General features: G+C 72.4%; 20 protein-coding genes. 10 read left to right on the top strand and 10 right to left on the bottom strand.

Annotated features, from left to right (window positions below):
* Window positions 1-32: 32 nt before the first annotated feature.
* From ACWGPF_RS10720 to ACWGPF_RS10710, 3 genes are all read right to left on the bottom strand, one after another.
* Complete coding sequence (locus ACWGPF_RS10720) at window positions 33-2,846, bottom strand: sugar-binding domain-containing protein (protein WP_452332816.1); 2,814 nt, start codon at window positions 2,844-2,846, stop codon at window positions 33-35.
* Window positions 2,847-2,973: 127 nt separating this feature from the next.
* The gene (locus ACWGPF_RS10715) at window positions 2,974-4,353 is read right to left on the bottom strand and encodes a glycoside hydrolase family 30 protein (RefSeq protein WP_452332815.1); all 1,380 of its coding nucleotides are present in this window, start codon (window positions 4,351-4,353) and stop codon (window positions 2,974-2,976) included.
* Window positions 4,353-5,651, bottom strand: coding sequence for an MFS transporter (locus tag ACWGPF_RS10710; RefSeq protein ID WP_452332814.1), 1,299 nt, complete (start codon window positions 5,649-5,651; stop codon window positions 4,353-4,355). The genes ACWGPF_RS10715 and ACWGPF_RS10710 overlap by 1 nt, the downstream gene beginning before the upstream one ends.
* A 118-nt stretch (window positions 5,652-5,769) precedes the next feature.
* On the opposite strand from ACWGPF_RS10710, the gene ACWGPF_RS10705 reads away from it, so the two are divergent.
* The 6 genes from ACWGPF_RS10705 (at window position 5,770) to ACWGPF_RS10680 (ending at window position 14,246) form a co-directional block, all read left to right on the top strand.
* On the top strand, window positions 5,770-6,789 hold the full coding sequence (locus tag ACWGPF_RS10705; RefSeq protein WP_452332813.1) for a LacI family DNA-binding transcriptional regulator: 1,020 nt from the start codon (window positions 5,770-5,772) through the stop codon (window positions 6,787-6,789).
* Window positions 6,790-6,973: 184 nt separating this feature from the next.
* Window positions 6,974-8,452, top strand: a complete 1,479-nt coding sequence (locus tag ACWGPF_RS10700; protein ID WP_452332812.1) for a DUF3375 domain-containing protein — start codon at window positions 6,974-6,976, stop codon at window positions 8,450-8,452.
* Entirely contained in the window at window positions 8,439-9,206 is a 768-nt protein-coding gene (locus ACWGPF_RS10695) for a DUF4194 domain-containing protein (protein WP_452332811.1), read from the top strand. The genes ACWGPF_RS10700 and ACWGPF_RS10695 overlap by 14 nt, the downstream gene beginning before the upstream one ends.
* 148 nt (window positions 9,207-9,354) lie before the next feature.
* Complete coding sequence (locus ACWGPF_RS10690; protein WP_452332810.1) at window positions 9,355-12,675, top strand: ATP-binding protein; 3,321 nt, start codon at window positions 9,355-9,357, stop codon at window positions 12,673-12,675.
* 99 nt (window positions 12,676-12,774) lie between these two features.
* Entirely contained in the window at window positions 12,775-13,032 is a 258-nt protein-coding gene (locus ACWGPF_RS10685) for a helix-turn-helix domain-containing protein (protein ID WP_452332809.1), read from the top strand.
* Window positions 13,029-14,246 (top strand): type II toxin-antitoxin system HipA family toxin, encoded by a 1,218-nt coding sequence (locus ACWGPF_RS10680; protein ID WP_452332808.1) that lies wholly within the window; start codon window positions 13,029-13,031, stop codon window positions 14,244-14,246. The genes ACWGPF_RS10685 and ACWGPF_RS10680 overlap by 4 nt, the downstream gene beginning before the upstream one ends.
* 133 nt (window positions 14,247-14,379) lie before the next feature.
* Here ACWGPF_RS10680 and ACWGPF_RS10675 read toward each other — a convergent pair whose 3' ends face one another.
* Window positions 14,380-15,165, bottom strand: coding sequence for a helix-turn-helix transcriptional regulator (locus ACWGPF_RS10675; RefSeq protein ID WP_452332807.1), 786 nt, complete (start codon window positions 15,163-15,165; stop codon window positions 14,380-14,382).
* 74 nt (window positions 15,166-15,239) lie between these two features.
* On the opposite strand from ACWGPF_RS10675, the gene ilvD reads away from it, so the two are divergent.
* The gene (gene ilvD, locus ACWGPF_RS10670; RefSeq protein WP_452332806.1) at window positions 15,240-17,099 is read left to right on the top strand and encodes a dihydroxy-acid dehydratase; all 1,860 of its coding nucleotides are present in this window, start codon (window positions 15,240-15,242) and stop codon (window positions 17,097-17,099) included.
* Window positions 17,100-17,116: 17 nt separating this feature from the next.
* Window positions 17,117-17,638 carry a GNAT family N-acetyltransferase gene (locus ACWGPF_RS10665; RefSeq protein ID WP_452332805.1) on the top strand — a complete coding sequence of 174 codons (522 nt, stop codon included), beginning with the start codon at window positions 17,117-17,119 and terminating at the stop codon, window positions 17,636-17,638.
* Here ACWGPF_RS10665 and ACWGPF_RS10660 read toward each other — a convergent pair.
* The 4 genes from ACWGPF_RS10660 to ACWGPF_RS10645 form a co-directional block, all read right to left on the bottom strand.
* A complete protein-coding gene (locus ACWGPF_RS10660) occupies window positions 17,611-18,168 on the bottom strand; it encodes a hypothetical protein (protein ID WP_452332804.1) in 558 nt (185 codons plus the stop codon). The genes ACWGPF_RS10665 and ACWGPF_RS10660 overlap by 28 nt on opposite strands.
* Before the next feature lie 6 nt (window positions 18,169-18,174).
* A complete protein-coding gene (locus tag ACWGPF_RS10655) occupies window positions 18,175-18,324 on the bottom strand; it encodes a hypothetical protein (protein WP_345437411.1) in 150 nt (49 codons plus the stop codon).
* Between the two features lie 145 nt (window positions 18,325-18,469).
* Window positions 18,470-19,543 (bottom strand): carboxylate-amine ligase, encoded by a 1,074-nt coding sequence (locus ACWGPF_RS10650; protein WP_452332803.1) that lies wholly within the window; start codon window positions 19,541-19,543, stop codon window positions 18,470-18,472.
* Window positions 19,544-19,606: 63 nt separating this feature from the next.
* Window positions 19,607-20,056, bottom strand: coding sequence for a MarR family winged helix-turn-helix transcriptional regulator (locus ACWGPF_RS10645; protein ID WP_452332802.1), 450 nt, complete (start codon window positions 20,054-20,056; stop codon window positions 19,607-19,609).
* Window positions 20,057-20,172: 116 nt separating this feature from the next.
* On the opposite strand from ACWGPF_RS10645, the gene ACWGPF_RS10640 reads away from it, so the two are divergent.
* Both ACWGPF_RS10640 and ACWGPF_RS10635 read left to right on the top strand, forming a co-directional pair.
* Window positions 20,173-21,348 carry an MFS transporter gene (locus ACWGPF_RS10640; RefSeq protein ID WP_452332801.1) on the top strand — a complete coding sequence of 392 codons (1,176 nt, stop codon included), beginning with the start codon at window positions 20,173-20,175 and terminating at the stop codon, window positions 21,346-21,348.
* 80 nt (window positions 21,349-21,428) lie between these two features.
* Window positions 21,429-22,493: an FUSC family protein gene (locus tag ACWGPF_RS10635; protein WP_452332800.1), complete on the top strand. Its 1,065-nt coding sequence runs from the start codon at window positions 21,429-21,431 to the stop codon at window positions 22,491-22,493.
* A gap of 24 nt (window positions 22,494-22,517) precedes the next feature.
* Here the strand turns inward: ACWGPF_RS10635 and ACWGPF_RS10630 are convergent, their stop codons facing one another.
* Window positions 22,518-23,804 (bottom strand): serine hydrolase domain-containing protein, encoded by a 1,287-nt coding sequence (locus ACWGPF_RS10630; protein WP_452332799.1) that lies wholly within the window; start codon window positions 23,802-23,804, stop codon window positions 22,518-22,520.
* A gap of 82 nt (window positions 23,805-23,886) precedes the next feature.
* Window positions 23,887-25,263 (bottom strand): ATP-dependent DNA helicase, encoded by a 1,377-nt coding sequence (locus ACWGPF_RS10625; protein ID WP_452332798.1) that lies wholly within the window; start codon window positions 25,261-25,263, stop codon window positions 23,887-23,889.
* Between the last annotated feature and the right edge of the window lie 14 nt (window positions 25,264-25,277).

Raw genomic sequence — 25,277 nt, 5'->3', positions numbered from 1 at the left:
AGAGGCGGGGCCCGGCGACTCCGGGCCCCGCCTCAGCCGAGCATCCCCCGGATGTCGTCGCCCTCGAGCACGGTCGACGGCGCGAAGCGCGCGCCCGCCATGTAGGCGAGCAGCGACGCGCGGAAGGCGCGCGCGGCCGGCCGATCGCCATCCGCGTCGAGGTTGAGCGAGCTCACCACGATGCGGCCCCGGCCCATGCGCGCCTCGACGAGCGCGCCGAGCCGCCGCGCCTCGAACCACGTGTCGATGGGCTGCACGAGCGGGCGCACGCCGTCGGGCAGCCCGTCGAGCACGAGCGCCCGCGCGCCGTGCACGAGCTCCCACCACTGCCAGTCGGTCGTGCCGTCGGTGGGGAACCCGTCGAACACCGGATGGCCGGGGTCGTGCAGCAGGCCGAGCGTGTGCGGCGCCTGCCCCGAGGTCCACGCCGTGTTCCAGAACACCGTCGTGAAGCCGAGCGCGACCTCGTTCGCGACCTCGGCCGGCGACACCTCGAGCAGCACGTCGGCCCCCTGCTCGGCGCGGGCGATCGCCTCGGCGACATCGCGCGTCTGCACGATCTCGCCCGCGTCAGCGGATGCCGGCGGGTACACCCACAGATCCCAGTCGTTCTCGAAGCGTTCGGCGCCCTCGATCGTGAGCACGAGGCGCACGCGCTGGGCCTCCGCGACGGCCCACGGTGCGACCGAGACGACCGCGAAGCGCGTGCCGTTGCCGATCGGCAGGAGCGCGTCGCGCGCGAGCACGCCCTCGCGCAGCGTCTCCCCTGTGGCGCTCTCGAGCCGCCAGAGCACGTCGGCACGGAGCGGCTCCGCCCCGAAGTGCGCGATCTGCGTCTCGAACCGGATGGCCGTGCCGGCCGCCCAGACCCGGCGCGGCAGGCGCGCGAGCGGCACGGTCGGTCCGCAGAACCGGGCGAACTCCGCGGGCGTGCAGTAGCTCTTCGACTGCCAGAACGCGTTGAGCACGCCGACCGTGGCCGTGCCCTGGCCGGGGAAGTCGCTGAGTCCCAGGAGGTGGAACCCGCCGAACCCCTCGGTGCGCAGCGCAGACTCGATCTCCTCCTTGTAGCAGAGCACCTGCAGCCGGCCCGATGCGGTGAGGAAGTCCCTGGCCTGGTCGCGCATGCCCGACGCCTCGAGGAAGTCGGCGAAGACGCCGTAGTTCCGCGCCTCCATGAGGCCCGTGTACGCGTCGATCTCCGACAGGTCGGGGTAGGCGCACCACTGGCCGATCTCGTGGCTGACGATCGGCCGGTCGCGGGTGGCGACCCATCCCGCGTAGTCGGTCTCGGTCTCGGGCGGATGGGCGTTCATGCGCGATCCGAGCCCGTCGCCCCACTGGTGCGCCCGCGGCTCCGGCACGTTGTCGAAGTCGTTCTCGGCGATCGCGGGCCATCCCGCAGCCGACGTGTAGAGCCGACGCGGGTCGACAGTGCGGAAGTGCCGCACCCATCCCCCGAGGAACTCGGCATCGCGGCCTGCGGGCTCGTTGCCGTGCGCCATGAAGACGAACGACGGATGGTCGCCGTACGCCCGCAGGATGCGCTCGGTCTCTTCATAGAGGAACGCGTCGACGGGGCGCCCCTCGCCGATCGACGATCCCTGGTTCGCCCACAGCGGCCCCTCGACCTGCAGGTAGATGCCGATCTCGTCGGCCGCCCGGAACGCGGCCTCGGGCGGGCACCAGGAGTGGAAGCGCACGAGGTTGAGGCCGTGCGCCCGGCACGTGTCGAAGATGCGACGCCAGGCGGCGACGTCGACGGGCGGATACCCCGTGAGCGGGAACACGGCGCACTCCAGCGTGCCGCGGAGGAACGTCGGGCGGCCGTTGACCGCGATCCGCGTTCCGTCGACGGACACCTCGCGCAGGCCGAAGACGGCGCGGGTCTCGTCGTGCACGGCATCACCGCCGACCACGGCGTCGAGGCGGATGTCGAGGGTGTGCAGGGCGGGATGGAACTCGTCCCACAGGGGCGCGTCGTCGCCGAGCGCGAGCTCGACGTCGACGCGCGCCCCGCCCGCCGTCACGCCGCGCTCGGCGAGGTCGCGGTCGTCGCCGGCGTCGTATCGCGCGACGACCCTGGAGACCTCCCGATCGTCGGCGGCACGGCGGGCGACGACCGTCACCTCGCCCGCCCCCGCTCCGGCCGAGCCCGACGCGATGTCGATGCGCGCCGTGACCGCGCGCCGCGCGACGTCGGGGAAGACGCGCACGCGCGCGATGCGCACGGCGGGGAGCGGTGCGAGCGTCATGGCGCCGACGATGCCGTTCCAGTTGCCCTGCGTGTGATCGGAGACGCTGTGCGCGTTCGGGCCGACGTCGACGACCGTGCGGTTGTCGACGCGCACGACGATGCGGTGCGCCCCTGCGGCGAGCGCGGCCACCTCGAACCGGTGCGGGGTCGTGAGGCTGCGCTCCGATCCGACCGGCAGCCCGTCGATCCAGACGGTCAACTCCCAGTGCACGCGCTCGAACACGAGGGCGAGCGGATGGCCGGCCCAGTCGTCCGGGATCACGACGTCACGCGCGAACCACGCCGCGCCGCGGTAGACGACGCGGGGCTGCAGCCAGAACGGCACCGAGACCGCGCCGTCCTCGCGGTAGGGCGCGTAACGGTCGTCGTCGAAGAAGGCCCGGTCGACGATTCCGCCCGTCCAGGGCGCGTCGACCGCCACGGGATCGCCGAGCCCCTGGTGCTGGATGGAGCCGGGGAGGCGGATGCCGACGGCGTCGCCCGGCAGGGCGACGTGCCAGCCGTCTCGTTCGCCGACGCCCTCCCGATCGAGCAGGCAGCTCCATCCGCCGGCGAGGTCGAGGGGTGCAGGGGCGGTGTCGAACGTCATCGTCGGTCCTCCGTGGGGGCGGTTCCTCCGACCGTAGGCACCCGCGCGACGACGCCGGCAGGACGATGCGGCGGAGAACCTGGACGATCCCCGCGCGTCCGCCCCGATCACGGCGGGGTGAGGGCGCTCAGGCCGCGAACACGAAGGTGCTGAACGAGTCGGCGGGCAGCGTCACCGCGACCGCCGTGTCGCCGAGCGCGAGGGTCGCGGTCGTCTCCTCGGCCAGGTCGTTCTGCATCACCACGACGACCGACCCGTCGGGGTTCCGGAACGCGAGCTGGTTCTCGTAGCCCGTCCAGCTGAACGCCTCGATGCTCTGCGCCCCCGGTTGCAGGAAGTGCGTGAGGTGCTTCATGAGGTGGTACTCGTGCGTGTACCGGAACCGCCCCGTGTCGGGGTCGACGACGACGAGCGAGTTCTGCGCCCATCCCCATCGGCTCACGCCGCCCTCGTCCAGCGCGAGGTTCCAGTACGTGTACGCCGTCGCGCCGTCGTCGATGAATCGTCGCATGAGCGACCAGGCATAGCGGCAGAACCGCCAGTCGTTCCGACCGTCGCCGCACTCCTGCTCGGTCTGGTAGAGCGCCAGCTCGGGCGCGATGCGGCGCGCGTCGGCGATGGCGCCCTTGCCCGCCCACTGGAATCCCGCGCCGCGGATCCACGGCCCCGCATCGGGATCGGCGAGGACGGTCGCGAGATGCGAGGGAGCCGGCCGCTCCTGGGTGCCGAAGAAGACCTCCACCCCGCGCTCGGCCATGACGGGTCCGAGGTGGGCGATGAAGCGGGCGAGCCCTTCGGGTGTCCACGTGCAGCTCGGGAAGACCTGTGCCGAGTTGAACTCGTTCTGCGGCATGACCATGCCGATCTCGATGCCCTCGGCCCGGTAGGCGTCGATGAACCTCGCGAAGTAGCGGGCGTAGGCGGCGAGGTTCTCGGGCGTCTGGATCATCATGTCGGTGCCCTCGCGCCCGACCTGATCGGGCCGCAGGCCGTTCTCGACGCCGCTGCCCGGCCACGGCAGCGCCGCCGCGTAGTGCCCGTTCGTCTTCATCCACGACGGCGGGCTCCACGGTGAGGCCCACAGCCGCAGGGCCGGCTGCTCCTTCCGCGCGGCGCGGATGAACGGCACGAGGGTGTCGCGGTCGTGCTCGATCGAGAAGTGCTCGAGCGCGAGGTCGCCGGGCTCCTCGTCGTACGAGTACCAGTCGGTGGAGAAGTCGTTCGCGCCGATCGGCATGCGGCACAGGGTGAAACCCGTTCCGACACCGGGTGCGAACAGCTCCCGGAGGATGCCGTCTCGGTCATCCGCGGACAGGCGCGAGAGGGCGCGCCATCCGAGCTCGTTGAAGCAGACGCCGAAGCCCTCCATCGTCTGCCGGGCGCGATCGGGGCGCAGCATGACGTCGGGCATGCCCGCGAGCGGCGCCGGCTGCGGCGCCTCGCGAGTCTGCCAGGCGGCGTCCTGGGTCGTGACGACCCAGGTGAGAGGGGCGGCGGGTGCGGACATCAGCGGACCTTCCGGATGGGGACGAAGCAGAGGGCGGCGCCGACGAGCAGGATCACGGCGGCCACGAAGGACGCCTGGTATCCGCCCGTCGCGACGACGAGGAACGACGTGACGACGGGCCCGATGATCTGGCCGCCCGTGTTCGCGACGTTCAAGAGCCCGAGGTCCTTCGCCGCGTTCTCCTTGTCGGGGAGGACCTCGATGTTGAGCGCCTGGTCGACGGAGGAGAACACCCCGTTGCCGACGCCCGAGAACACGGCGAACAGGATGTAGCCCCACGCGAAGGGGGCGACGGCGGGGAAGACGGCGCCGACGGCGATGAGGAGCGCGGAGACGATGACGAACGGCTTGCGGCGGCCGATGCGATCGGAGAGCGGACCGGAGCCGATGCCGAAGGCGAGGCCCGTGACGAGCGTGATGACGGCCGCGATCGAGATGACGCCGCCCGCCGCCGAGGCGTCGAGCCCGATGTAGTCGGTGAGGATGTAGAGCTGGTAGTTCGTGATGGCGTAGCCGCCCGCCTGGAGCAGGAACTTGCCGGCGAGCGCGAGGTAGAAGTCGCGCGCTCCGCGCCGCGGGAGGGCGAAGCTCGCGAGTACGCGGCGGGCGGTGAGCCGCTCGCCCGCCGCACCGCGGTTGGAGCCCTCCGGCGCGATGAGGACGAACTGCACGCCGGAGGCGAGTGTGCACAGCGCGAAGAGGATGAGCCCGGCGCTCGCGTTCTCGAGGAACGACGCCCCGACGATCTGCGACAGCGCGCTGCCGACGATGAATCCGACGCCGTACACGGCCGACACGGTGCCGCGGTACTTGACGCTCACGCGATCGGAGATGACGGCGACCATGGAGGCGACGATCGCGTTGAGTCCGAGGATGTAGAGGCACCACCAGGCGAACACGAGGGGGATCGACGTCGTCGTGCTCATGCCGAGCAGGGCGCCCGCTCCGACGACCGCGCCGCCGAGGATCCACGGGCCGCGTCGCCCCATCCGCGAGCGCGTGACGTCGGAGAGCGCGCCGAAGACGATGTTCGCGACGAGCGCCAGCACGGCGCCGATGACGCCGACCGCTCCGACGAGGGCGACCTTGTCGTCGGGCGCGATCTCCTGCAGGAGCGCGGGGAGGAGGATGCCGATGCTGCCGATGTAGGGGCCGATCCAGAGGACGGCACCGAGGAGGAGGGCGATCACGAGGCGCCAGTTGAGTCGGGAGAGCGACGTCCGCCCGACGACCACGTTGCTCGTGGTCAGCTCGGGGTCCTCCCCCACCGCGTTGAAGAGTCCGCGCTCCGTCGCCATCCTGCTCCCCTTTGAGAAACTGTTTTGCTGCCTTTCGCAACTTTTCAGAATGTAGCGCTCGATCTCCCCTGTTCTCCTGCCAGGATGAGAGAAACACTTTCGCAGATGGGAGCGTGCGATGACTCGTCGACCGACCCTAGCTGATGTCGCGCGCCGCGCGGGAGTGTCCACGGCGACGGCGTCGAAGGTGCTCAACCGGCGGACGGGGTTCTCTGCCGAGACGGCGGCTGCCGTGGAGGCGGCCATGTCCGAGCTCGGCTATCTGCCGATCACGCGGGAGCGCACGCCCCGCGCGACGGGATCGATCGTCGCCGTGTTCGACACGCTCTACACGCTGTACTCGCTGCGGGTGATCGAGGGCATCGCCGAGGGGGCGCAGGTCGCGGGAGTGGAGCTCGTGACGCAGGTGAGCGACCCGGGACACGTGGGCGCCCCGACGCTCTCGCTCGACGAGCGCCGTGTCCGGTCGATGGCCGACCGCGGGCATGCCGGAGTGATCATGGTGACGAGCCGCATCCCGGCGGACCTCGTGGATCTGCTCCGCGCCTACGGGCTGCCGCTCGTCTCGATCGACGCGTCGGCGGCTCTGCGGGCCGACGTTCCCGATGTGAGCTCGACGCACTGGCGGGGCGGGCAGCAGGCGGCGGCGCATCTGCTCGAGCGGGGACACCGGCGCCTCGCGTTCGTCGGGGCAGAGCCCGCCAACCCCGGCATCCGCGAGCGGCTCGCGGGATTCCGCGATGTGCTCGCCGAGGCCGGCGCCCCGCTCGACGATCGGTTCGTCGTGACGGGCCTGCACGCCGATGCGACCGCACTGGGCGTACTTCTGCGGCGGGACGATCGGCCGACGGCGGTGTTCGCGGCGACGGACGCCGCGGCCGTGGGGACGATCGCCGTCGCGCGCGGGCTCGGGCTTCGCGTGCCGGACGATCTCAGCGTGGTCGGATACGACGACACCTACGCGCCCGTCGTGCCCGGGCTCGACCTCACGACGGTGCATGCGCCGCTCGAGGCGCTGGGGCGCACGGCCGTCGAGACCGTGCTCGCGCTCGCCGCGGGCCGTCCCGCACCGCGCGGCGACCTGCACCTGTCGACGCGGCTCATCGTGCGCGCGACGACGGCGGCGCCGACGGGATGACGTCCCCGGCCGCCGAGCGAGCGAGGAACGAGCGCGACGAGACGCCGCACGAGGACCTCGAGACGCGGGCGCCGCCCTCCCGGAGCACCGGACGAAGAGGGACGGGGAATGGGGCGCACAGCGCGAGCATGCGAGAATCGAGGGTTGTCGCGCGAACGCGCAGCCATCGAGAGGAGCGGCCGGAGTGAGCGGAGTCCCCCGGGACGTCGCGCGCCTGACGGAGGCGCGCGAGGGCGCGGCCCTCAGCCTCGTCCGCAGCCGCTGGGCGCCCCTCGTCCTCGCGGTGTTCCGCGCCTCCTTCTCGCAGGAGACGAAGCAGGTCAAGGCCGAGCGCCTGCACGTGCAGGTCGACACCTACCTCGCCGAGCTGCGCGAGCACGGGCACGATGTGCCGGCGCAGGAGGAGGGGCGGGCCCTCTGCCTCTCGTGGATGCGCAGCCAGTGGCTCCGCCGCGTGCCCCTCGACGACGGAGGCGAGGCGTACGAGCTCACCTCCCACGCCCTCGCGGCCATGCAGATGCACGACGGGCTGTCGCGCGAGCGCGCGCTGCTGAGCGAATCGCGCCTCACGACCATCCTCGACGCCGTGCACCGCTGGGCCGTGGAGGCCGACCCCGACGAGACCACCCGCGTCGCGGCGCTCGACGCCGAGATCGCGCGCCTCACGGCCGAGCGCGATCGCCTCGCGGGCGGCGGCGAGGTCGAGGTCGCCGACGACGAGCGGATGCGCGGCGGCTACGCCGACCTCATCGACCTGCTCGACCAGCTCCCCGGCGACTTCCGCCGCGTCGAGGAGGCGCTCGACGCCATCCACGACCAGATGGTGCGCGATTTCCGCGCCGACGACCGCCCCAAGGGCGAGGTCCTCGGCGAGTACCTCGCCGCCAGCACGCGCCTCGCCTCGCAGACGCGGGAGGGCCGCGCCTTCCAGGGCGCCCTCACCGTGCTCGGCGACGAGGAGCTGCTCGCCGCGTTCCGCGACGACCTGCGCGCCATCATGACCCACCCGTTCGCCCGCGACCTCACGCAGGACGAGCGCTACGGCTTCGTCAACGCCGACGCCGTCCTCCGCCGCGGCCTGCGCGACGTGCAGCTGCGCCAGCACCGCGCCTCGCAGTCGCTCGCCGAGTACCTGTCGGGCTACAACTCGCTGCAGGAGCGCGAGCTCACCCGCACCCTGCGCTCGCTCGAGCAGGAGCTCGCGGTGTGGATGGAGACGGCGCGCGCCCGCGACACCGTGCCCATCCCCGGGATGCCCGCGCGTCTCGACATCGATCATGTGCGCACGCGCTTCCACGACCCCGAGGCGCACCGTCCCGCCCCTCCCCTCGAGGACGTGTCCGACCAGGCTCCCGACGCGCCCACCCTCGACGACGTGCGCCGCCAGGGCGGGCCGCTCCTCGAGGAGGTGCGCCGTGGGCTCGACCGTGCCGTCGCCGACGGCGCGGAGGGGCTCGCGGAGGCGTTCAACGCGCTTCCCGCCGATCTGCGCCGCCCCGTCGAGCTGTACGGCCTGGCGTACCTCGCCTCGCGCGGCGAGCTCGACCTCGACGGCGGCGGCATGGTCGAGACGATCCGGGCGGACGGCTCCCGCCGCTCGTTCGCGCTGCCGCGCATCCATCCGCCCGCACATCACACAGGAGACGGCGATGACGACGCCTGACGACGATCCCTTCGTCGCCGCGACCGCGGTCGAGGACGCACCGGACGACTCGCGCCTGTCGCTCTTCGACGGCGACGACGGCGCGCTCACGCTCGAGCAGCGGCGCTGCCTCGTCGTGCTCATCAAGCACCCCATCGTCACCGACGACCGCGACGAGTGGGCGACCCTCGTGCGCGATCACCGGCTCATCAAGAGCCGCCTCAACGACCTGTTCCTCGACCTCGTGATCGATCGCGACCGCGGCGTCGCATACAAGGTGCAGATCCGCTCCGAGGCGTCCGGATACGTGCCTCCGCTCCTGCGCGACGCGACCTACACGCGCGAGGAGACCATCCTGCTCGCATTCCTGCGCCAGCGGCACCTCGCCGAGCGCGGCAGCGGCCTGCCGCAGGCTCACGTCGACCGCGACGACTGCCTCTCCGCCGTCGTGCCGTTCCGGCCGGCGCGCGCGACCGACCGCGCGGGCGACGCCAAGAAGGCCGCGGCCGCGGTCGACTCGCTCGTGAAGACCGGCATCCTCGTGAAGGCCGATTCCGACGACCGCTTCGCGATCTCCGACGTCATCGAGACGCTGCTGCCGCTCGAGAAGCTGCGCCTCATCCAGCAGTGGCTCGCCGACCAGAACCGGCCGGAGAACGCGCAGCGCCGGCTCGACGAGGGCGAGGCCGAGCCGGATGCCCCGGAGCCCGAGGCCGACGAGGACGACGCCGACGAGGACGACGCCGACGGCACCGACGAGGAGGACGCGGCATGAGCACATCCGATTGCCGAACGGGCATCCGTTTCCGCGCAATCCGGTGTGCTTTCGTCCAACGGATATCCGTTGGACGAAAGCACACCGGGAAGTCGGGAATCAGGTGTGCGCCCGGCATTCGGATGGCCGTTCGAGAGGAGTGCACGGCATGAGCGACCTGCTCATCGCGGGCTACGACGACGAGACGGCGCAGTGGCGCGCGCGCCACCTGCAGGTCGTCAACTGGGGCGGGTTCCACGGACACCACCGCGTCGACTTCGACCGCGACGCGACCCTCATCTCCGGGGGCTCCGGCACGGGCAAGAGCACGCTGCTCGATGCGTACATCGCGCTCATGATGCCCTCGACCATCCCCTTCAACGGCGCATCCAACGACGCCACCGTGGGACGCGCGCGCGGAGCCGATCAGCGGAACATCCTCACGTACCTGCGCGGCAAGCGCGACACCGTGCGCGACGTCGAGCGGGTGCTGCGGGGAGACGGGACGAGCGCGTGGGGCGCGATCTCGATGACGTTCGTCGACGGCTCCGGCCGGCACTACACAGCGCTGCGCACCTACTGGGCGCCCGCGGGCGCCCAGCGCAGCACCGAGGTGCGCTCGCGCCACCTCACCTACGAGGGCGACATCGACCTGTCCGAGCTCGCGGCGTTCGCCGACGGCCGCTTCGACCCGCGGGCGCTCCGCGCGCGCTACGCCGGCATGCGGTACCACGAGACGACGCAGGACTTCCTCTACGCCGTCGCCGCGCGCCTCGGCATCGGCGAGGGAGGCAACAGCGACAACGCGCTGCGGCTGCTCGCGCGCATCCAGGCCGGGCACCAGGTGCGCACGGTCGACCGGCTGTACAAGGAGATGGTGCTCGAAGAGCCGCCGACCTACGCCGCGGCCGACGCCGTCCTCGCGCAGTTCCAGGCGCTCGCCCAGAGCCACGAGAGCCTCTCCGTCAACGCCGCCAAGGAGCGCATGCTGGGCGAGATCGCCCACCTCCACGGCGATTGGGAGGCCGCGCGCACGCGCGTGGCCCGCCTCGACCGCTACGGGCTCGCCCGTCCCGACGAGCCGACGCCCTTCCGCCTCTGGAAGGCGCAGGCCGAGTACCGGCTGCTGGGCGAGGCCGAGGAGGCGAACAAGGCCGCGCGCGAGGCCGCGCGCGAAGCCGTCACGGCGGCCCGGGCGGCGGAGACCGCGCTCGCCGTCGAGGTCGAAGAGCTCAAGGAGCAGCGCGCGCAGAACGGCGGCGACCTGCTCGCGCGCCTCGACGCCCGCATCGCGGAGGGCAGGGCGCGCGCCGAGCGTGTCGCCGACGCCCGCCGCACGCTCCAGGGCCGCGTCGAGGTGCTCGGCGCGACCTTCCCGACGCGCGACGCGTTCCGCGCCGTGAAGGAGGCCGCGGCCGACTACCTCGAGACGGCCGGTCCCCGGCTGGCCGAGCTCAAGCGCCTGCGCGACGAGGAGGTGCTCGCCGTCGGCGACCTCGTCCGCAAGCGGCGGGCCGACGCGGCCGAGCTCGACTCGCTCTCGGGGCGCGAGAGCCTCATCCCCGATGCCTTCGACCGCGCGCGCCGCGACATCGCGCAGGCGGCCGGCCTCGACCCGTCCGAGCTGCCCTTCGCCGCCGAGCTCATGGATGTCCACCCCGACTTCGAGCCGTGGCGGACGGCCGCCGAGGTCACGCTGTCCGGCATCGGGATGACCCTGCTCATGGACGCGCGCCGACAGCAGCACGTGCGCGAGGCGATCGAGACGCTGCGGCTCGGCCGCCGCATCCGCTTCGACGGCGTCGACCTGCAGGACGATGCGGAGCCGCCCTCCGACGACCGCTACATCTCGGGCCGCCTCGTCTTCCGCGACTCGCCCTTCACCGCGTGGGTGAAGCGCCGCGTCGCCGCGTCCGACCACCTGTGCGTCGGCTCGGCCGCGGAGCTCGGCGGCGACGCTCCCAAGGTGACCGTCAACGGGCAGGTGTCGCAGGGGCGTCGCGGCGCCGCCGGGCGCGACGCCCGCGAGCGGCACATCCTCGGGTTCTCGAACGACGCGCGCCGCCGCGAGATCGAGACCGAGATCGAGGCGACGGCCGCCCGCATCGCCGAGCACGAGACCACGCGCGCCGAGCACGAGCGCGCGACGGACGACGTGCAGCGCGTGGCCGAGGCGTACCGCCGCATCCAGGACGCCGAGTGGGCGTCGATCGACGTCGACGCCGTCACGGCCGAGGTCGCCGAGCTCGAGGCGCAGCGCGCGGCCATCCTGGAGAAGTCCGATCTGCTCGGCGAGCTCGCCGAGCGGCTCTCCGATGCCGAGACCCGCCTCGAGGAGGCACGCGGCGAGCGCTTCGGCCATGCGGGGGCGCTCGACGCGCTCGAGCGGGCCTGGGGCGCCATCGTCGACCGGCAGGACGCCGTCGCGACGCTGCGAGACGCCCTCGCCCAGGGCGCGGAGCTGTCGGAGGACGACGCGCGGCACCTCGACCGCGAGCTCGTCCGGATGGACCCCGAGGTCGACCACGAGAGCTTCGAGAAGGTGTGCGCGCGCCTCGCCGACGAGCTGCAGCTCGACGTCAAGCGCGCGGCCGCCACGCTCGACTCCGTCGCAGCCTCCCTCGAGCGCATCTTCGCGGCGTACAACGAGAAGTGGCCGGATCCCAACCGGGGGACGACCGTCGAGGCGTACGACGAGTTCGCCGCGATCTACGCCGAGATCACACGCGACGGGCTCTCGCAGCACCGGCTGGAGTTCCGCCGGCACCTGCAGGAGGTGTCGACCATGGATCTCAAGATGCTGAGCGATTCGTTCGGCCACGCGCTGCTGAGCATCGAGGAGCGCCTCGAGCCCGTCAACGACATCCTGCGCCACCTCGACTTCGCATCCGACACCGACCGTCTGCGCATCGACATGCGGCACCTCCACCCCGAGCGCATCGAGGGCGTCAAGGCGCAGCTGAAGGCGCTGTCGGCCCCCGTGGAGGGCGACTGGTCGGACGAGGAGGCCGATCGGCGGTTCGCGCAGCTGCAGGAGTTCATCGACCTCATCGAGCTGCCGGAGTCCGGGGTCAACGCACGTCGCGACGAGATCCTCGACGTGCGGCGGCACATCGAGATCACGGCGAGCCGCATCGCGCCGGACGGCCAGGAGGTGTCGACGTACTCGACCCTCGGCGACAAGTCGGGCGGCGAGTCGCAGGAGCTCGTGGCGTTCATCGTGGGGGCCGCCCTGCGATACCAGCTGGGCGACCAGACGCGGTCGTGGCCGCGCTTCGCGCCCGTGTTCCTCGACGAGGGGTTCGTGAAGGCCGACAGCGCGTTCACGGGACGGGCCATCAAGGCGTGGCTGGGTCTCGGGTTCCAGATCGTCGTCGTCGCCCCGCTCGACAAGGTCAACACGCTCGAGCCGCACATGGGGCTCAACCTCTCGGTCACGAAGAACGCGGCGGGGTACTCGTTCATCACGGCGTTCCGCGACGCGGCGTAGGCGGTCGCCTATATAAAGTGACGTGACAGCGACTAATATGTGCCTTAAATGAACGCACATGTTCTCTTGGGCGATGTCGAAGGCGCCTCCCTCGCAGCCTTGGGACGGCACCTCAGGCAGTGGCGCCTCATCACGGGTGTCAGTCAGCGGCTCCTCGCCGAGCGAGCCGGCATCTCGGTGCCGGCCCTGCGCCGTGTCGAGGCGGGGGACCCGGGCGTGCGGTTCGGCAACGTCGTCGCCGTGCTTCACGCGCTGCAGCTGGCGGATCGCGTCGTCGAGGCGACAGACCCGCTCTCCACCGACGTCGGCCGACTGCGCGCGCATCTCCTGGGCCGGGAGAGGGCGCCGCGCTCGTGACCGACGCGATCGAGGTCTGGATCGACGATGCGCCCGTGGGCGACGTGCAGATCGAACGCCGCGCGGGGCGCACGACGGAGTCGATGACCTTCGGCTACCGGGACGGGTGGCTGTCGCGCGTCGACGCGTTCGCGATCAGTCCCGACCTCCCGTTGCAACGCGGACCGCAGGTCCCCGCGCATCATCGGTCGACGTTCCTCGCCTTCGACGATGCAGCGCCCGATGCGTGGGGGCGAGGGCTGCTCCGGGCCGCAGCCCTCGCCGACGCACGGCGTGCCGGTCGGCGCTTTCAGCCGCCGACCGAGATTGACCTGCTGCTCCGCGTTGACGATGCGACGCGGCACGGCGCCGTCCGCTTCCGCCGAGACGGCGTCTTTCTCGGCACAGGCGGCGATCGTGCCGCCGTCCAGGAACTGCGTGCGCTCGTCGACGCCGCGCGACGGTTCGAGGAGACCGGCGAGATCGATCGCGCGGTCGAGCACCTCATCGGCGTCGGCTCTTCTCCAGGCGGTGCGCGGCCGAAGGCATGGGTCCGCAACGGCACACGGCTCGTGCTCGCCAAGTTCCCCCGCGCGGGCGATCCGTTCGACGTGTCCGCGTGGGAGGACGCGACGGCGCGGATGATGCGCGCGGCGGGGATCCGCGCCCTCGACACGTCGACGCTGCTCCTCGAGCCGGGCCAGCGCGTCCTGCTCGCCCCGCGGTTCGACCGGGAAGGCTCGCGGCGCATCGCTTACATCAGCTTCCGCTCGATATTCGGGATGGCGGATGGCGATCGGTCCGACTACGCGACCCTCGCCAGCGCCGTCGCGCGGATCTCCTCGTCGCCGGCCGACGATGCGGCCGAGCTGTTCCGCCGCGCTGCGTTCTCCGCGTTCGTGAACGGACACGACGATCACATGCGCAATCACGGATTCCTCCGAGAGGCGAGCGGGTGGCGGCTCGCTCCGGCCTTCGACGTCAATCCCTCGAACCGCCCCGGCGAGGGGACGCCGCTGGTCCCGGGCGGCGACCCCTACGCGCGAGACGTGCGAGAACTGCTCGACCATGCCGAGAGCTTCCGGATCACACGCGAACGGGCCACCGGCATCCTCGGCGCGCTCGCGGCGACCGTGAGCCGCTGGCGGGAATTCGCGGTCGGCTCCGGCGTGGAGTCCGATGCGCTCGGCAACATGCGCCGCGCGTTCGCCGAGGCCGAGGGCTTCAAGATCTGACCCGCGTCCACGGGTCGGCAGCTGCCCCGTTTCGCGGAGAACCGCGACCGCGTGCCCGGCGACCAGCGCATCGTTCACCCGGGTCGGCCCACTCCAGCTCGGTCGACTCCGATCCGGCCGAATGAGGGCCGCCTCACACCGGCACGTACATCACGACGTGCAGGTCGGCGGCGTCGGATGGCACGAGCCGGTGGTGCTCGAACGTCACGATGCCGTCGTCCCGGTGCCGGAACGCCCGGCGGCGCGACGCGAACCGCTCGACGGCGAGCTCTGCCCACTGCGCACGGAAGTCTCCGCTCGCCTCGCGCAGCCGCTCGAGCAGCTCGCGGTGCCGGGGCGAGGTCAGGCGCACGCCCGACTCGGCGCGGAACTCCGCGAGGAACGCCCGGCTGTCGCGCTCCCAGTCGGGCAGCATGTCGCGCAGCTCCGGGTCGGTGTAGACGAGCCAGAGAAGGTTCCGGTCGGCGGCGTCGAGCGTCTCGATGCGCGGGTAGAGCCAGGCGTAGCGCGCGTTCCATCCCGCGATGGCCCAGTCGGTCGCGACGATGAAGGCAGGGAACCCGAGCGCGTCGACGAGGTGCTGCAGGTGCGGCGGCACGCTCTCCCGCTCGGTCGGAGCGGACCCCTCCTCGCGCTCGGCAAGGGCGTAGACGTACTCCGTCTCCGCCGCCGACAGGCCCAGCACCCGCGCGACGGCGGCCAGCACCTGCCGCGAGACGTTGATGTCGCGCCCCTGCTCGAGCCACGTGTACCAGCTGCCGCTCACGCCGGACAGCGTCGCGATCTCCTCGCGGCTGAGCCCCGTGTCGCTGCGCCGGCCCGTCGGAGGCAGCCCCAGCGCCGACCGGCTCGTCGTCCGCCGTCGTGCCGCGAGGAACTCCCCCAGCTGCTCGCGACGGGGGGTGCGGGGCCGGATCATCCTCCGATGGTACTGCCAGTACCCGTACCGACCGCATCTCCCCGCGCCCGCGCGCGAAGGGCCTGAATGGTTCCATGCCCGCTCTCCGCTCACGCACCATCACCCACGGCCGCAACATGGCCGGCGCCCGCGCACTGCTGCGCGCCGCCGGCGTCCCGGGCGGCGACATCGGGCGGAAGCCGATCATCGCCGTCGCGAACTCGTTCACGGAGTTCGTGCCCGGCCACACCCACCTCGCCCCCGTGGGCCGCATCGTGTCCGACGCGATCACCGCCGCGGGCGGCACGCCGCGCGAGTTCAACACGATCGCCGTCGACGACGGCATCGCGATGGGCCACGGCGGCATGCTCTACTCGCTGCCATCGCGCGACCTCATCGCCGACTCCGTGGAGTACATGGTCAACGCGCACTGCGCCGACGCGCTCGTCTGCATCTCCAACTGCGACAAGATCACCCCCGGCATGCTCCTGGCGGCCCTCCGCCTGAACATCCCGACCGTCTTCGTCTCGGGCGGACCCATGGAGTCGGGGCGCGCCACGCTCGTCGACGGCTCCATCCGCACGCTCGACCTCGTCGACGCGATCTCGGAGGCCGTCAACGAGAACGTCTCGGACGCCGACATCCAGCGCATCGAAGAGGCCGCGTGCCCGACGTGCGGCTCGTGCTCCGGTATGTTCACGGCGAACTCGATGAACTGCCTCACGGAGGCCATCGGCCTCTCACTCCCCGGCAACGGCTCGGTGCTCGCCACGCACACCGCCCGCCGCGCGCTCTACGAGAAGGCCGGCTCGCTCGTCGTCGACATCACGCGACGCTACTACGACGAGGACGACGCCTCCGTGCTGCCGCGCAGCATCGCGACGCCCGCCGCGTTCGGCAACGCCATGGCCCTCGACATCGCCATGGGCGGGTCGACGAACACCATCCTCCATCTGCTCGCCGCGGCCCACGAGGCCGGCGTGCCCTTCGGCCTCGACGAGATCGACGCCGTCTCGCGCCGCGTGCCGTGCCTGGCCAAGGTCGCCCCCAACGTCGCGAAGGACCGCACGTACTACATGGAGGACGTGCACCGCGCGGGCGGCATCCCCGCGCTCCTCGGCGAGCTGCGCCGCGGCGGCCTCCTCGACGACGCCGTGCACACCGTCCACGCCGCGACGCTCGGCGAGTGGCTCGACGAGTGGGATGTCCGCGGCGGCAAGGCGTCCGATGAGGCGTTCGCGCTGTGGCACGCCGCCCCGGGGGGCGTGCGGTCGTCGACGGCGTTCTCGCAGTCGGCGGAGTGGACCGAGCTCGACCTCGACGCCGCGGGCGGATGCATCCGCGATGTGGCGAACGCGTACTCGAAGGACGGCGGCCTCGCGGTGCTCCGCGGCAACATCGCCGTGGACGGCGCCGTCGTGAAGACGGCGGGGGTCGACCCGTCGATCTGGACGTTCTCGGGTCCCGCCGTCGTGTGCGAGTCGCAGGACGAGGCCGTCGAGAAGATCCTCAACAAGCGCGTCGGCGAGGGCGACGTGGTCGTCATCCGCTACGAGGGCCCCAAGGGCGGCCCCGGCATGCAGGAGATGCTCTACCCGACGTCCTTCCTCAAGGGACGCGGGCTCGGCAAGAAGTGCGCGCTCATCACCGACGGCCGCTTCTCCGGCGGCACCTCGGGGCTCTCCATCGGCCACGTCTCGCCCGAGGCCGCCGCCGGCGGGCTCATCGCGCTCGTCGAGGACGGCGACATCGTCTCGATCGACATCCCGACGCGCGCGATCTCCCTCGACGTCGCTCCGGAGGAGCTCGAGCGCCGCCGCGCAGCGTTGGAGGCCGCGGGCGGCTACCGCCCGAAGGACCGCGTGCGCGAGGTGTCTCCCGCGCTCCGCGCCTACGCCGCGTTCGCCCAGTCGGCCGACAAGGGCGCCGTGCGCATCGTCCCCGAGATCGTCTGATGGGAGAGGATGGCCGGATGCTCCGTCCCGCTGCGCCGGCCGACGCCCCGGCCATCCTCTCCCTCCGGGATTCGCTCGCCCGCTGGCATGCCGCTCGGGGAATATCCCAGTGGCGCGCGGGGCAGATCCCGCTCGCGGTGTTCGGGCGGCAGATCGCCGACGGCGAGTGGCATGTGCAGGACGGCTCGGACGGCCTCGCGGCCGCCGTGCGCGTGCTCGACGACGACCCCGCGTTCTGGGTCGACTCCGACACCGCCGATGCCGGCTATGTCCACGGCCTCATGGTGGCGCGCGAGGTAGCGGGGGCGGGTCTCGGCGCGCGCGTGCTCGCGTTCGCCGAGGACCTCATCGCCCGACGCGGATGGTCGACGGCCCGCCTCGACTGCATGGCCGCGAATGCGGGGCTGCGCGCCTACTACGAGGCGCGCGGCTATGTGCTGCAGGGCGTCCGGGAGTTCCCGCCCGGCGACGGCCGCTACCCCGCGGCCCTGTTCGCGAAGCCGCTCGCGCCTCAGGACGGGATGGCGCGCGCGAGCTGACGCGCACGCTCGCGCTGAGATGCGGCCTCGCCGTGCTCGGCGCAGAAGCCGTCGACGCCGGCCGCGCGCAGCTCCGCGAGCAGGCGGGCCGACACGTCCAGCCGTTCCACCGGCAGCGCGCCCTGGGGGAAGGCGCGGACGTCGTCGAAGTCGTTGTCGTCGAGGACGAGCAGCGCATAGGGCCCCACGCCGTCCGGGGTGGAGAGGGGGACGAGCACGTAGCCCGTCGCCCCCGAGCGCTCCAGCACCTCGGCGAACCGCCCCGACACGATGGGCCCGACGGGAGTGCTCGACCACAGGATGTCGCCCATCCTCCCCGTCTGCTCGAGCGCGAGGCGCAGTGCGGGGAGCGCGTCGAGGTCGCCCGCCGCGAGCACCTCGTCGACGGCTCGGCCGTCGGGGAGCTCCCACCAGCGGTCGTCGGCCCAGCCATCCCAGGCCACGAGAGCCCATGCGTCGCCCTCACCGCAGCATCCCTCGAGGATCGTCCGCCCCGCGTAGCCGCGGCGCCCCCCGATCTGCCTGAGCACGGCCCGTCACCGCCCGGTGCGGCGCACGCCGGCGTCGAGCGGCGGGAAGTGCGGGATGGGGACGGGCCGCTGCGAGGGGTGGCGTGCCGTCCCCTTCGAGGACGCCCCGCCATCCGGTCTGCGGGGCTCCCCGCCCTGGTTCGCGGTGCCGGTCATGATGCTCCTCCTCGATGGTGCGAGTCGTGCGTCCGCGAGGGTCTCCGCCGTCTGCCCCGACGCGGTCCTCTTCGCGCGATATCAGTCAAGGCGACCCACGTCGCGATCTGAACGGGGTTGACAGATCGGCGTGACCTGGGGCACGTCAGTCGGTGCTCGCGCCGAGCGCCGCGCCGGCGAGCGCGCCCGTGAGCTCGTAGCGGGCGCGCTGGCGCTCCGCGCCCGTTCCCCGCTCGAGGATGGCCCGCACCCCGTCGCGCACCGTCTCGAGGTCTCCGTGACGGCGCAGGCCAGGCCGGGAGCGCTCGACGAGCGCGTTCACGGCGTCCGCCGCCGGCACGGCACGCCCCGTCTCGGGGTGCGACAGGTCGCCGCGCACGCCCCAGCGGGCGGCCATCCACGAGCCGAGCCGGATGACGGGTGATGGCAGCCGGCTCGGCGGCTCGCCGGCACGCCAGTCGGCGGCGGCGGAGTCGACGAGACCGCGGATGAGCGCCGCGATCGTGACGGTGTCCTCCGGGTCGAGGCAGACGTCGGCGACGCGCACCTCGACCGTCGGATGGTGGCGCGAGAGCCGCGCGTCGAAGTAGATCTGCGCGTCGTCGAGGATGCCGCCCGCGCCGAGCAGCCCGTCGATGACCGCCTCGTAGTCTGCCGCCGTGTCGAAGAGCTCGAGCGGGCCGGCGGTCGGCCACTGGTGCCACAGGATGTGCCGGAAGCTCGCGTACCCGGTGTCCTCTCCGCCGCGGAACGGGGAGTTCGCGCTGAGAGCGAGGATGACGGGGACCCAGGAGCGGATGCGGTTGAGGATGGCGACGCCCTCGTCTGCGCTCTCGATCGAGACGTGCACGTGCAGGCCGCACTCGAGGGTCGCCTCGGCGAGCACCCGGAAGCGCTCGAGGATCGCGCCGTAGCGCGGGCTCACGCTGGGGTGGGGCCGCGCCGGCACGGGCGATGTGGCGAGGGCGACGGCGCGCGCGCCGAGGTCGCGCGCGCGGTCGTCGGCCGCGCGGCGGCCGGCGAGGATCCGCGCGCGCAGCTCGTCGACGTCGGCGCTCGGCGCGGAGACGACCTCGATCATCTCCTGCTCCATCTCCGACGTCAGCTCGAATCCGTCGCCCTGCGTCGAGCCAGCGAGGATCTCGGGAGCCAGCGGGCGCGGCTCCCCCGTCGTCGCGTCCAGGAGGAGCAGCTCCTCCTCCACACCGAAAGTCCGCATGCACCGAGTGTGCGGCGCCGCGCCCCGCCTGCGCAGGAGGTTGCCAGCGCCGCGGTCGATCGGCTAGGCGCGCGCCGATGCCCCCTGCACGGCGTGCGCGACGGAGGAGAGCTCCGGGCGCGTCTCGGCCTCGGCGAGCACGCGCTCGAGTGCCGCGTCGTGCACGGGCCGGACCTCGTCGAAGAGCGCACGCCCCTGCGGCGTGAGCTCGGTATAGATGCCGCGGCGGTCATCGACGCAGACGATGCGCGTCAGCAGTCCGCGGTCCTCGAGCCGGTTGACGAGACGCGTGGTGGCGCTCGGGCTGAGCGCGGCGGCGCCCGCGAGCTGCTGCATGCGCATGTGCCAGCCGTCCTGCCGACTGAGCGCATCGAGCACGGTGTACTCCACGACGGAGAGATCGGCGGAGGCGCCGAGCGCGCGTTCGAGCTCCGTCTCGATCAGCGCGTGCAGGGCCGCGAGCGTGCGCCATCCCCGTGCACGCACCTCGACGGCGTCGTCGGCGATGCCCATGTCGTCCCCTTCCGAGATAGTTGCTTGCGCTTGCTATCGGCGTGTGGCAGTATTTTCGACGCCGTTGCAATAACCCGCGCGTGCAAGTAAATCGAGCATACCAGGAGACCCCTCACATGCCATTGGGATTGATCGCCCTCGCCGTCGGCGCCTTCGGGATCGGGCTCACCGAGTTCGTCATCATGGGCCTGCTGCCCGAGGTCGCCGCCGACTTCGGAGTGAGCGAGGCCGCAGCAGGATGGCTCATCTCGGGATACGCGCTCAGCGTCGTCGTCGGCGCGCTGGGGCTGACAGCCGCGACCATCCGCCTGCCGCGCAAGACCGTGCTCGTCGCGCTCATGGTGCTCTTCATCGCGGGCAGCGTGGTCACGGCGCTCGCCGACGACTACGCCGTCGCCCTGCTGGGCCGGGTGCTCGCCGCGCTCTGCCACGGCGCCTTCTTCGGCATCGGGTCGGTGGTCGCCGCAAGCCTCGTCGCCCCGGCGCGCAAGGCGGGTGCGATCGCCGTCATGTTCACGGGACTCACCGCCGCGAACGTGCTGGGCGTCCCGTTCGGGACGTTCCTCGGGCAGCAGCTCGGATGGCGCGCCACGTTCTGGGCCATCGCCGCGATCGGCGTCATCGCTCTCGCGGGGGTCGTGCTGCTCGTCCCGCGGCTGGCGGCACCCGCGGAGCGCGTGAGCCTGCGCCGCGAGCTCGGCGCCTTCCGCTCCGGCCAGGTGCAGCTGTCCCTCCTGGCGACCGTGCTCGCGTTCGGGGGCATGTTCGGCGCCTTCACCTACATCGCCTACACGCTCACCGAGGTGAGCGGCTTCGCGGCGGGTGCCGTGCCGTGGCTGCTCGTGCTCTTCGGCGGCGGGCTCGTCGTCGGCAACGCGGTCGGCGGACGGCTCGCCGACCGCGACGTCGACCGCACGCTCATCGGGTTCACGGGTGCGCTCGTCGTCGTGCTCGTGCTGTTCGCGCTCTCCGCCGCATCGCAGCCGGCGACGATGGCGGCCCTCGTCCTCATGGGCGGGTTCGGCTTCGGCACGGTTCCCGGCCTACAGACCCGCATCATGGGCTACGCGGGCGGCGCGCCCACGCTCGCCTCGGGGGCGAACATCGGCGCCTTCAACGTCGGGAACGCCCTCGGCGCCTGGGCGGGCGGCGTCGCCATCTCCGCCGGGCTCGGGTACACCGCGCCGATCTGGGTCGGCGCGATCATGACGGCCGCCGCGCTCGTCGTGCTCGTCGCCGCGGCGGCGGCCGCCCGACGCCCCGCTCCGGCCGCGGCGACCGCGCCCGCCTGACCCGCTCGACGCGATCCGCCCGCTCCCGTTCAGCGGGCGGATCCTCGCGGGGAACGCCGGGCAGGAGGAGAATGGAGGGGATGCCCCGCTCCCCCTTCCTCCGCGATCTCGTCCGCATCCAGCCCTCGCGCGGGGAGTGGACGGTCGCCGTCAGGGCAGCGCTGTCCGTGCTCGTCCCGCTGCTGGTGCTCTTCGCCACGGGACGGCTCGAGTGGGCCATGTACGCATCATTCGGCGCGCTCGCCTCGATCTTCGGGCGCACCGTCCCGCTTCCGCAGCGCCTGCGCGCGCAGACGGAGGCGGGCGCGTCCATCATCGCGGCGATCCTGCTCGGCGTCGCGATCTCGATCCCCGCCGAGCGGTCGTGGATCCTCATCCCTGCGGCGGCCGTGTACGCGACCGGGATGGCCGTGCTCGCGCATCGGCGCAACTGGCATCCGCCGGGGGTCGTGTTCCAGGTGTTCGCGCTCGGCGGCTGCGCGTCGACCCCGCACGCCGCCGGCGATCTCGTGCCGGCACTGCTCGTCTCCGCGTGCACCCTCGCGTTCTGCCTCGCCCTGACGTACCTCACCTCGCTCGCCCGGCACCTCTGGCGCCGCCATGTCGCGCGCGTCTCGCACACGTGGCCGCGCCGGCCCGCCGCTCCGGGCACGCTTCCGGGCGAGGGCCCGGAGTGGCCGCTGCGGCACTACCTCGTGCGCTACGGCATCGGCGTCCTGCTCGCCGGCGGCCTCGCCACGCTCAGCGGCATCGGCCATCCGTACTGGGCGATCGTGTCGGCCGTCGTGCCGATGGCCGCGGCCACCGCCGCCGGGCGCACGATCCGCGGCGTCCAGCGGGTCGTCGGCACCCTGCTCGGCGTGCTCGTGACGGGCGCCGTGCTCGCCGTCGACCCGTCGCCGCTCGCGCTCATCGCGATCGTCACCGTCATGCAGATCGGCGCCGAGCTGTTCGTCGGCCGCAACTACGGCGTCGCCATGCTGTTCATCACGCCGCTGGCGCTGTGCATGGTGCAGCTCGGCCATCCGCTGCCCGTCGCGCAGCTCGTCGGCGACCGCGCGCTCGAGACGGTTCTCGGCGTGGCGGTCGCGCTCGGCATCACCCTCGTCACACGCGAGCGCCGTCAGCGCGGCGACGCCGACTGACGCCGGCCGACCTCAGCCGGCGGCTCAGCCGATGGGGCAGACGGCGCGCTCGGCGACGACGGCGCGGTACTCCTCCGCCGTCCAGGGCAGGCCGAACTCCGGCTGCTCCTGTCCGTCGGCGGCCGGCGCCTTCGACGCGATCGCGGCGAGCTCCTTCGCGAGTGCGCTCACGAGCGATGAGCCTGCGGCCGAGTTGTTGAGCACGACCGCGACGGTCATCCCCGTCTCGGTGTCGGCGTACACGCTCGTGAGGTACCCCAGAGCCTCGCCCTTCTGGCCGATCATCGACCCGGCGATGAACGCGCCGCCCGCGTAGTCGGCGCCCTCGAACGGCAGCGCCTTCGCCCAGCGGCCGGTCAGCGCCCCGTCGTCGTCCACGGCGTCGAGCGCGAGCGCCTGCCCGAAGCGCGCGAGGTCGGTGATCGTGCTCGTGGCACCGGAGTCGGTGTACCCGCTGCTCGACGACGCGACCGTGTAGTCGGTCGGCGCGACGCAGCCGTTCTCGCGGTCAGCGCTCCACGACACCCAGCCGGGGAGCGCGGGATCACCTGGCTCGGCCGCGGCGGCACGCGGCAGCTGCGTCCCGGCGAGGTCGAGCGGCTCGGTCACGTACTCGGCGATGACGCCGCTCGCGCTGAGCCCCGTGGCCTTCTCGAGCGCCATCCCGAGGAGGATGTACGCGGCGTCCGAGTCGACGACCTGCGAGCCGGGGGCCGTCCGCTCCGCGATGCCGGGTGACGCGAGCTCGCGCGGGCTCCAGGTGCGCTCGGGAGTGGAGTGCAGCTGCGGCGCGAGACGCTCCCGCCCGTCTCCGAGCCCCGATGTGCCGTCGCACAGCTGCTGCAGCGTGACGTCGCCGAGGTTCGGCACGCTCGACACCCAGTCGGTCACGGGGTCGTCGAGAGCGACGGTCCCCTCGTCGGCGACCGCGTACAGCGCGCTGCACGTCAGGGCGCGCGTGACCTCGCCGATGCGGAAGTGCATGTCGGTGGTCACGGCGTCGTCGCTGTCGGGCCCCGTCGTGCCGACGCCCTCGACCCATGCACCCGCCCACGGGATCCACACGGCGACGAGCGCACCGGTCGAACCCGACGCCTGCATGGCGTGGTCGACGGCGTCCTGCAGCTGCGCGACGGTGTCGTCGGCGAGCTCCGCCGACGGGATGGGCACCTCCGACTGCGACGCACTCGCCGCGGTCGACGCCGTGCATCCGGACATCGCGACCGCCATCGCGACGACGCCCGCGACGACGGCCGACGCTCGGCCCAGACGCGCGCGCGTCGTCGACAGACGCACCGTGGACTGACGCATTTCCACAACCCCCCAGTTGCTCCGCTTCCGATCCTAGGCGAGCGGATCGGCGGCTCACCGGGAGGATGCCGAACCGTGACGTTCAGGAGCGCGCTGCCGAGCGCATCCCCGCCGCGTCGCGCTCCCACGCCGCGCGCATGAAGCGGCGCACGTCCTCGTCCACGCGGATGTCCGACGGGCGCAGGGGCCGCGTGAGGTAGAGCCCGTCGAGCGACGTGAGGCGGCTGAGCGCGACGTACGTCTGCCCTGGCGCGAAGGCCCCGGAGCCGAGGTCGACGACGGCCCTGTCGTACGTCTTGCCCTGCGACTTGTGGATGGTCACGGCCCACGCGAGCCGCAGCGGGAACTGCGTGAACTCCGCGACGACGTCGCGACTGAGCTTCTTCGTGGCCGCGTCGTACGAGTAGCGGTGCTTCTCCCAGACGGCGGGCTCGACGTCGACCTCCTCGCCGTCGACGTCGACGCGCACGGAGTCGCCGAGGATGCGCCGCACGGTGCCGATCGTCCCGTTCACCCAGCGCGGCCCGTCCGGCCCCGCGACGTCGTTGCGGAGGAACATCACCTGAGCCCCGACCTTGAGCTTCAGCTGCTCGTCCGCGGGGTACACGTCGCCGCGGCCGAAATCGCCGCTGATCTCCGCGACGGCGGTCTGCTCCCGACCTCCGAGGGCGGCCAGGTGGCGCGCGTTGATGGCGTTGACGCGGTCGTTGCGGGTCGCGAGGGTGATGACGGGGTCGGACGGGTCGGACGGCGGCGTCCGGGCTCCCGCCGCATTGAGGCGCTGCGCGATGTCGGCGGTCACACGTCCGTACCGCACGGCGTTGAGCATCGCCTTGAACCCGTCGTCCGACTGCCGGTGGATGTGCGTGAGCTCGCGGATGTGGAGGTCGGCGCCGTGCCGGCCCAGGTCGATGAGCCCGTCGCCCCCCGGCTCGGCACCCGCCCACACGTGCGCGTCGAAGAACCAGAACGACCGGTAGTGGTCTCGCACGTAGTGGGCCTCGTCGCCGCGCGGCGGTACGGGCGCGAGCTGGTACGGATCGCCGAACATGACGACCTGCACGCCTCCGAACGGCTCCCTGCGGCGCCCACGCGCCTGCCGCAGGGACCTGTCGATCGCGTCCATGAGGTCGGCGTTGACCATGGAGATCTCGTCGATCACGAGCGTGTCGATGGCGTTGAGGAGCTTGCGCGTGGCGTCGGTCTGCTCGATGTCCTGATCGGCGATGAGCCCGATCGGCAGCTTGAACAGCGAGTGGATGGTCTGACCCTCGACATTGAGCGCGGCGACGCCCGTGGGCGCGCAGATCGCGATCTGCTTGTCCGTGTTCCACGTGAGATGGCGCAGCAGGGTGGACTTGCCGGTGCCCGCGCGGCCCGTGATGAAGACATGCTCGCGCGTGTCCTCGATGAGACGGAACAGGGCCTCCTGCTCCGCCGACAGGGCGGGCTCGGTCACCCGTCCATCGTAGG

It is taken from the genome of Microbacterium sp. NPDC055683, from assembly GCF_053617895.1.
The sequence above is the reverse complement of the archived record's forward strand: the minus strand, read 5'-3'. Positions and strand labels throughout refer to the sequence as shown.

Bases quoted from the DNA above. Each gene is read 5' to 3' on its own strand.
- ACWGPF_RS10655 (WP_345437411.1), bottom strand. From the start codon at position 18,324: ATGACCGGCACCGCGAACCAGGGCGGGGAGCCCCGCAGACCGGATGGC.
- ACWGPF_RS10675 (WP_452332807.1), bottom strand. From the start codon at position 15,165: ATGATCCGGCCCCGCACCCCCCGTCGCGAGCAGCTGGGGGAGTTCCTC.
- ACWGPF_RS10640 (WP_452332801.1), top strand. From the start codon at position 20,173: ATGCCATTGGGATTGATCGCCCTCGCCGTCGGCGCCTTCGGGATCGGG.
- ilvD (WP_452332806.1), top strand. From the start codon at position 15,240: ATGCCCGCTCTCCGCTCACGCACCATCACCCACGGCCGCAACATGGCC.
- ACWGPF_RS10630 (WP_452332799.1), bottom strand. From the start codon at position 23,804: ATGCGTCAGTCCACGGTGCGTCTGTCGACGACGCGCGCGCGTCTGGGC.
- ACWGPF_RS10720 (WP_452332816.1), bottom strand. From the start codon at position 2,846: ATGACGTTCGACACCGCCCCTGCACCCCTCGACCTCGCCGGCGGATGG.
- ACWGPF_RS10705 (WP_452332813.1), top strand. From the start codon at position 5,770: ATGACTCGTCGACCGACCCTAGCTGATGTCGCGCGCCGCGCGGGAGTG.
- ACWGPF_RS10665 (WP_452332805.1), top strand. From the start codon at position 17,117: ATGCTCCGTCCCGCTGCGCCGGCCGACGCCCCGGCCATCCTCTCCCTC.
- ACWGPF_RS10645 (WP_452332802.1), bottom strand. From the start codon at position 20,056: ATGGGCATCGCCGACGACGCCGTCGAGGTGCGTGCACGGGGATGGCGC.
- ACWGPF_RS10695 (WP_452332811.1), top strand. From the start codon at position 8,439: ATGACGACGCCTGACGACGATCCCTTCGTCGCCGCGACCGCGGTCGAG.
- ACWGPF_RS10650 (WP_452332803.1), bottom strand. From the start codon at position 19,543: ATGCGGACTTTCGGTGTGGAGGAGGAGCTGCTCCTCCTGGACGCGACG.
- ACWGPF_RS10715 (WP_452332815.1), bottom strand. From the start codon at position 4,353: ATGTCCGCACCCGCCGCCCCTCTCACCTGGGTCGTCACGACCCAGGAC.
- ACWGPF_RS10690 (WP_452332810.1), top strand. From the start codon at position 9,355: ATGAGCGACCTGCTCATCGCGGGCTACGACGACGAGACGGCGCAGTGG.
- ACWGPF_RS10635 (WP_452332800.1), top strand. From the start codon at position 21,429: ATGCCCCGCTCCCCCTTCCTCCGCGATCTCGTCCGCATCCAGCCCTCG.
- ACWGPF_RS10710 (WP_452332814.1), bottom strand. From the start codon at position 5,651: ATGGCGACGGAGCGCGGACTCTTCAACGCGGTGGGGGAGGACCCCGAG.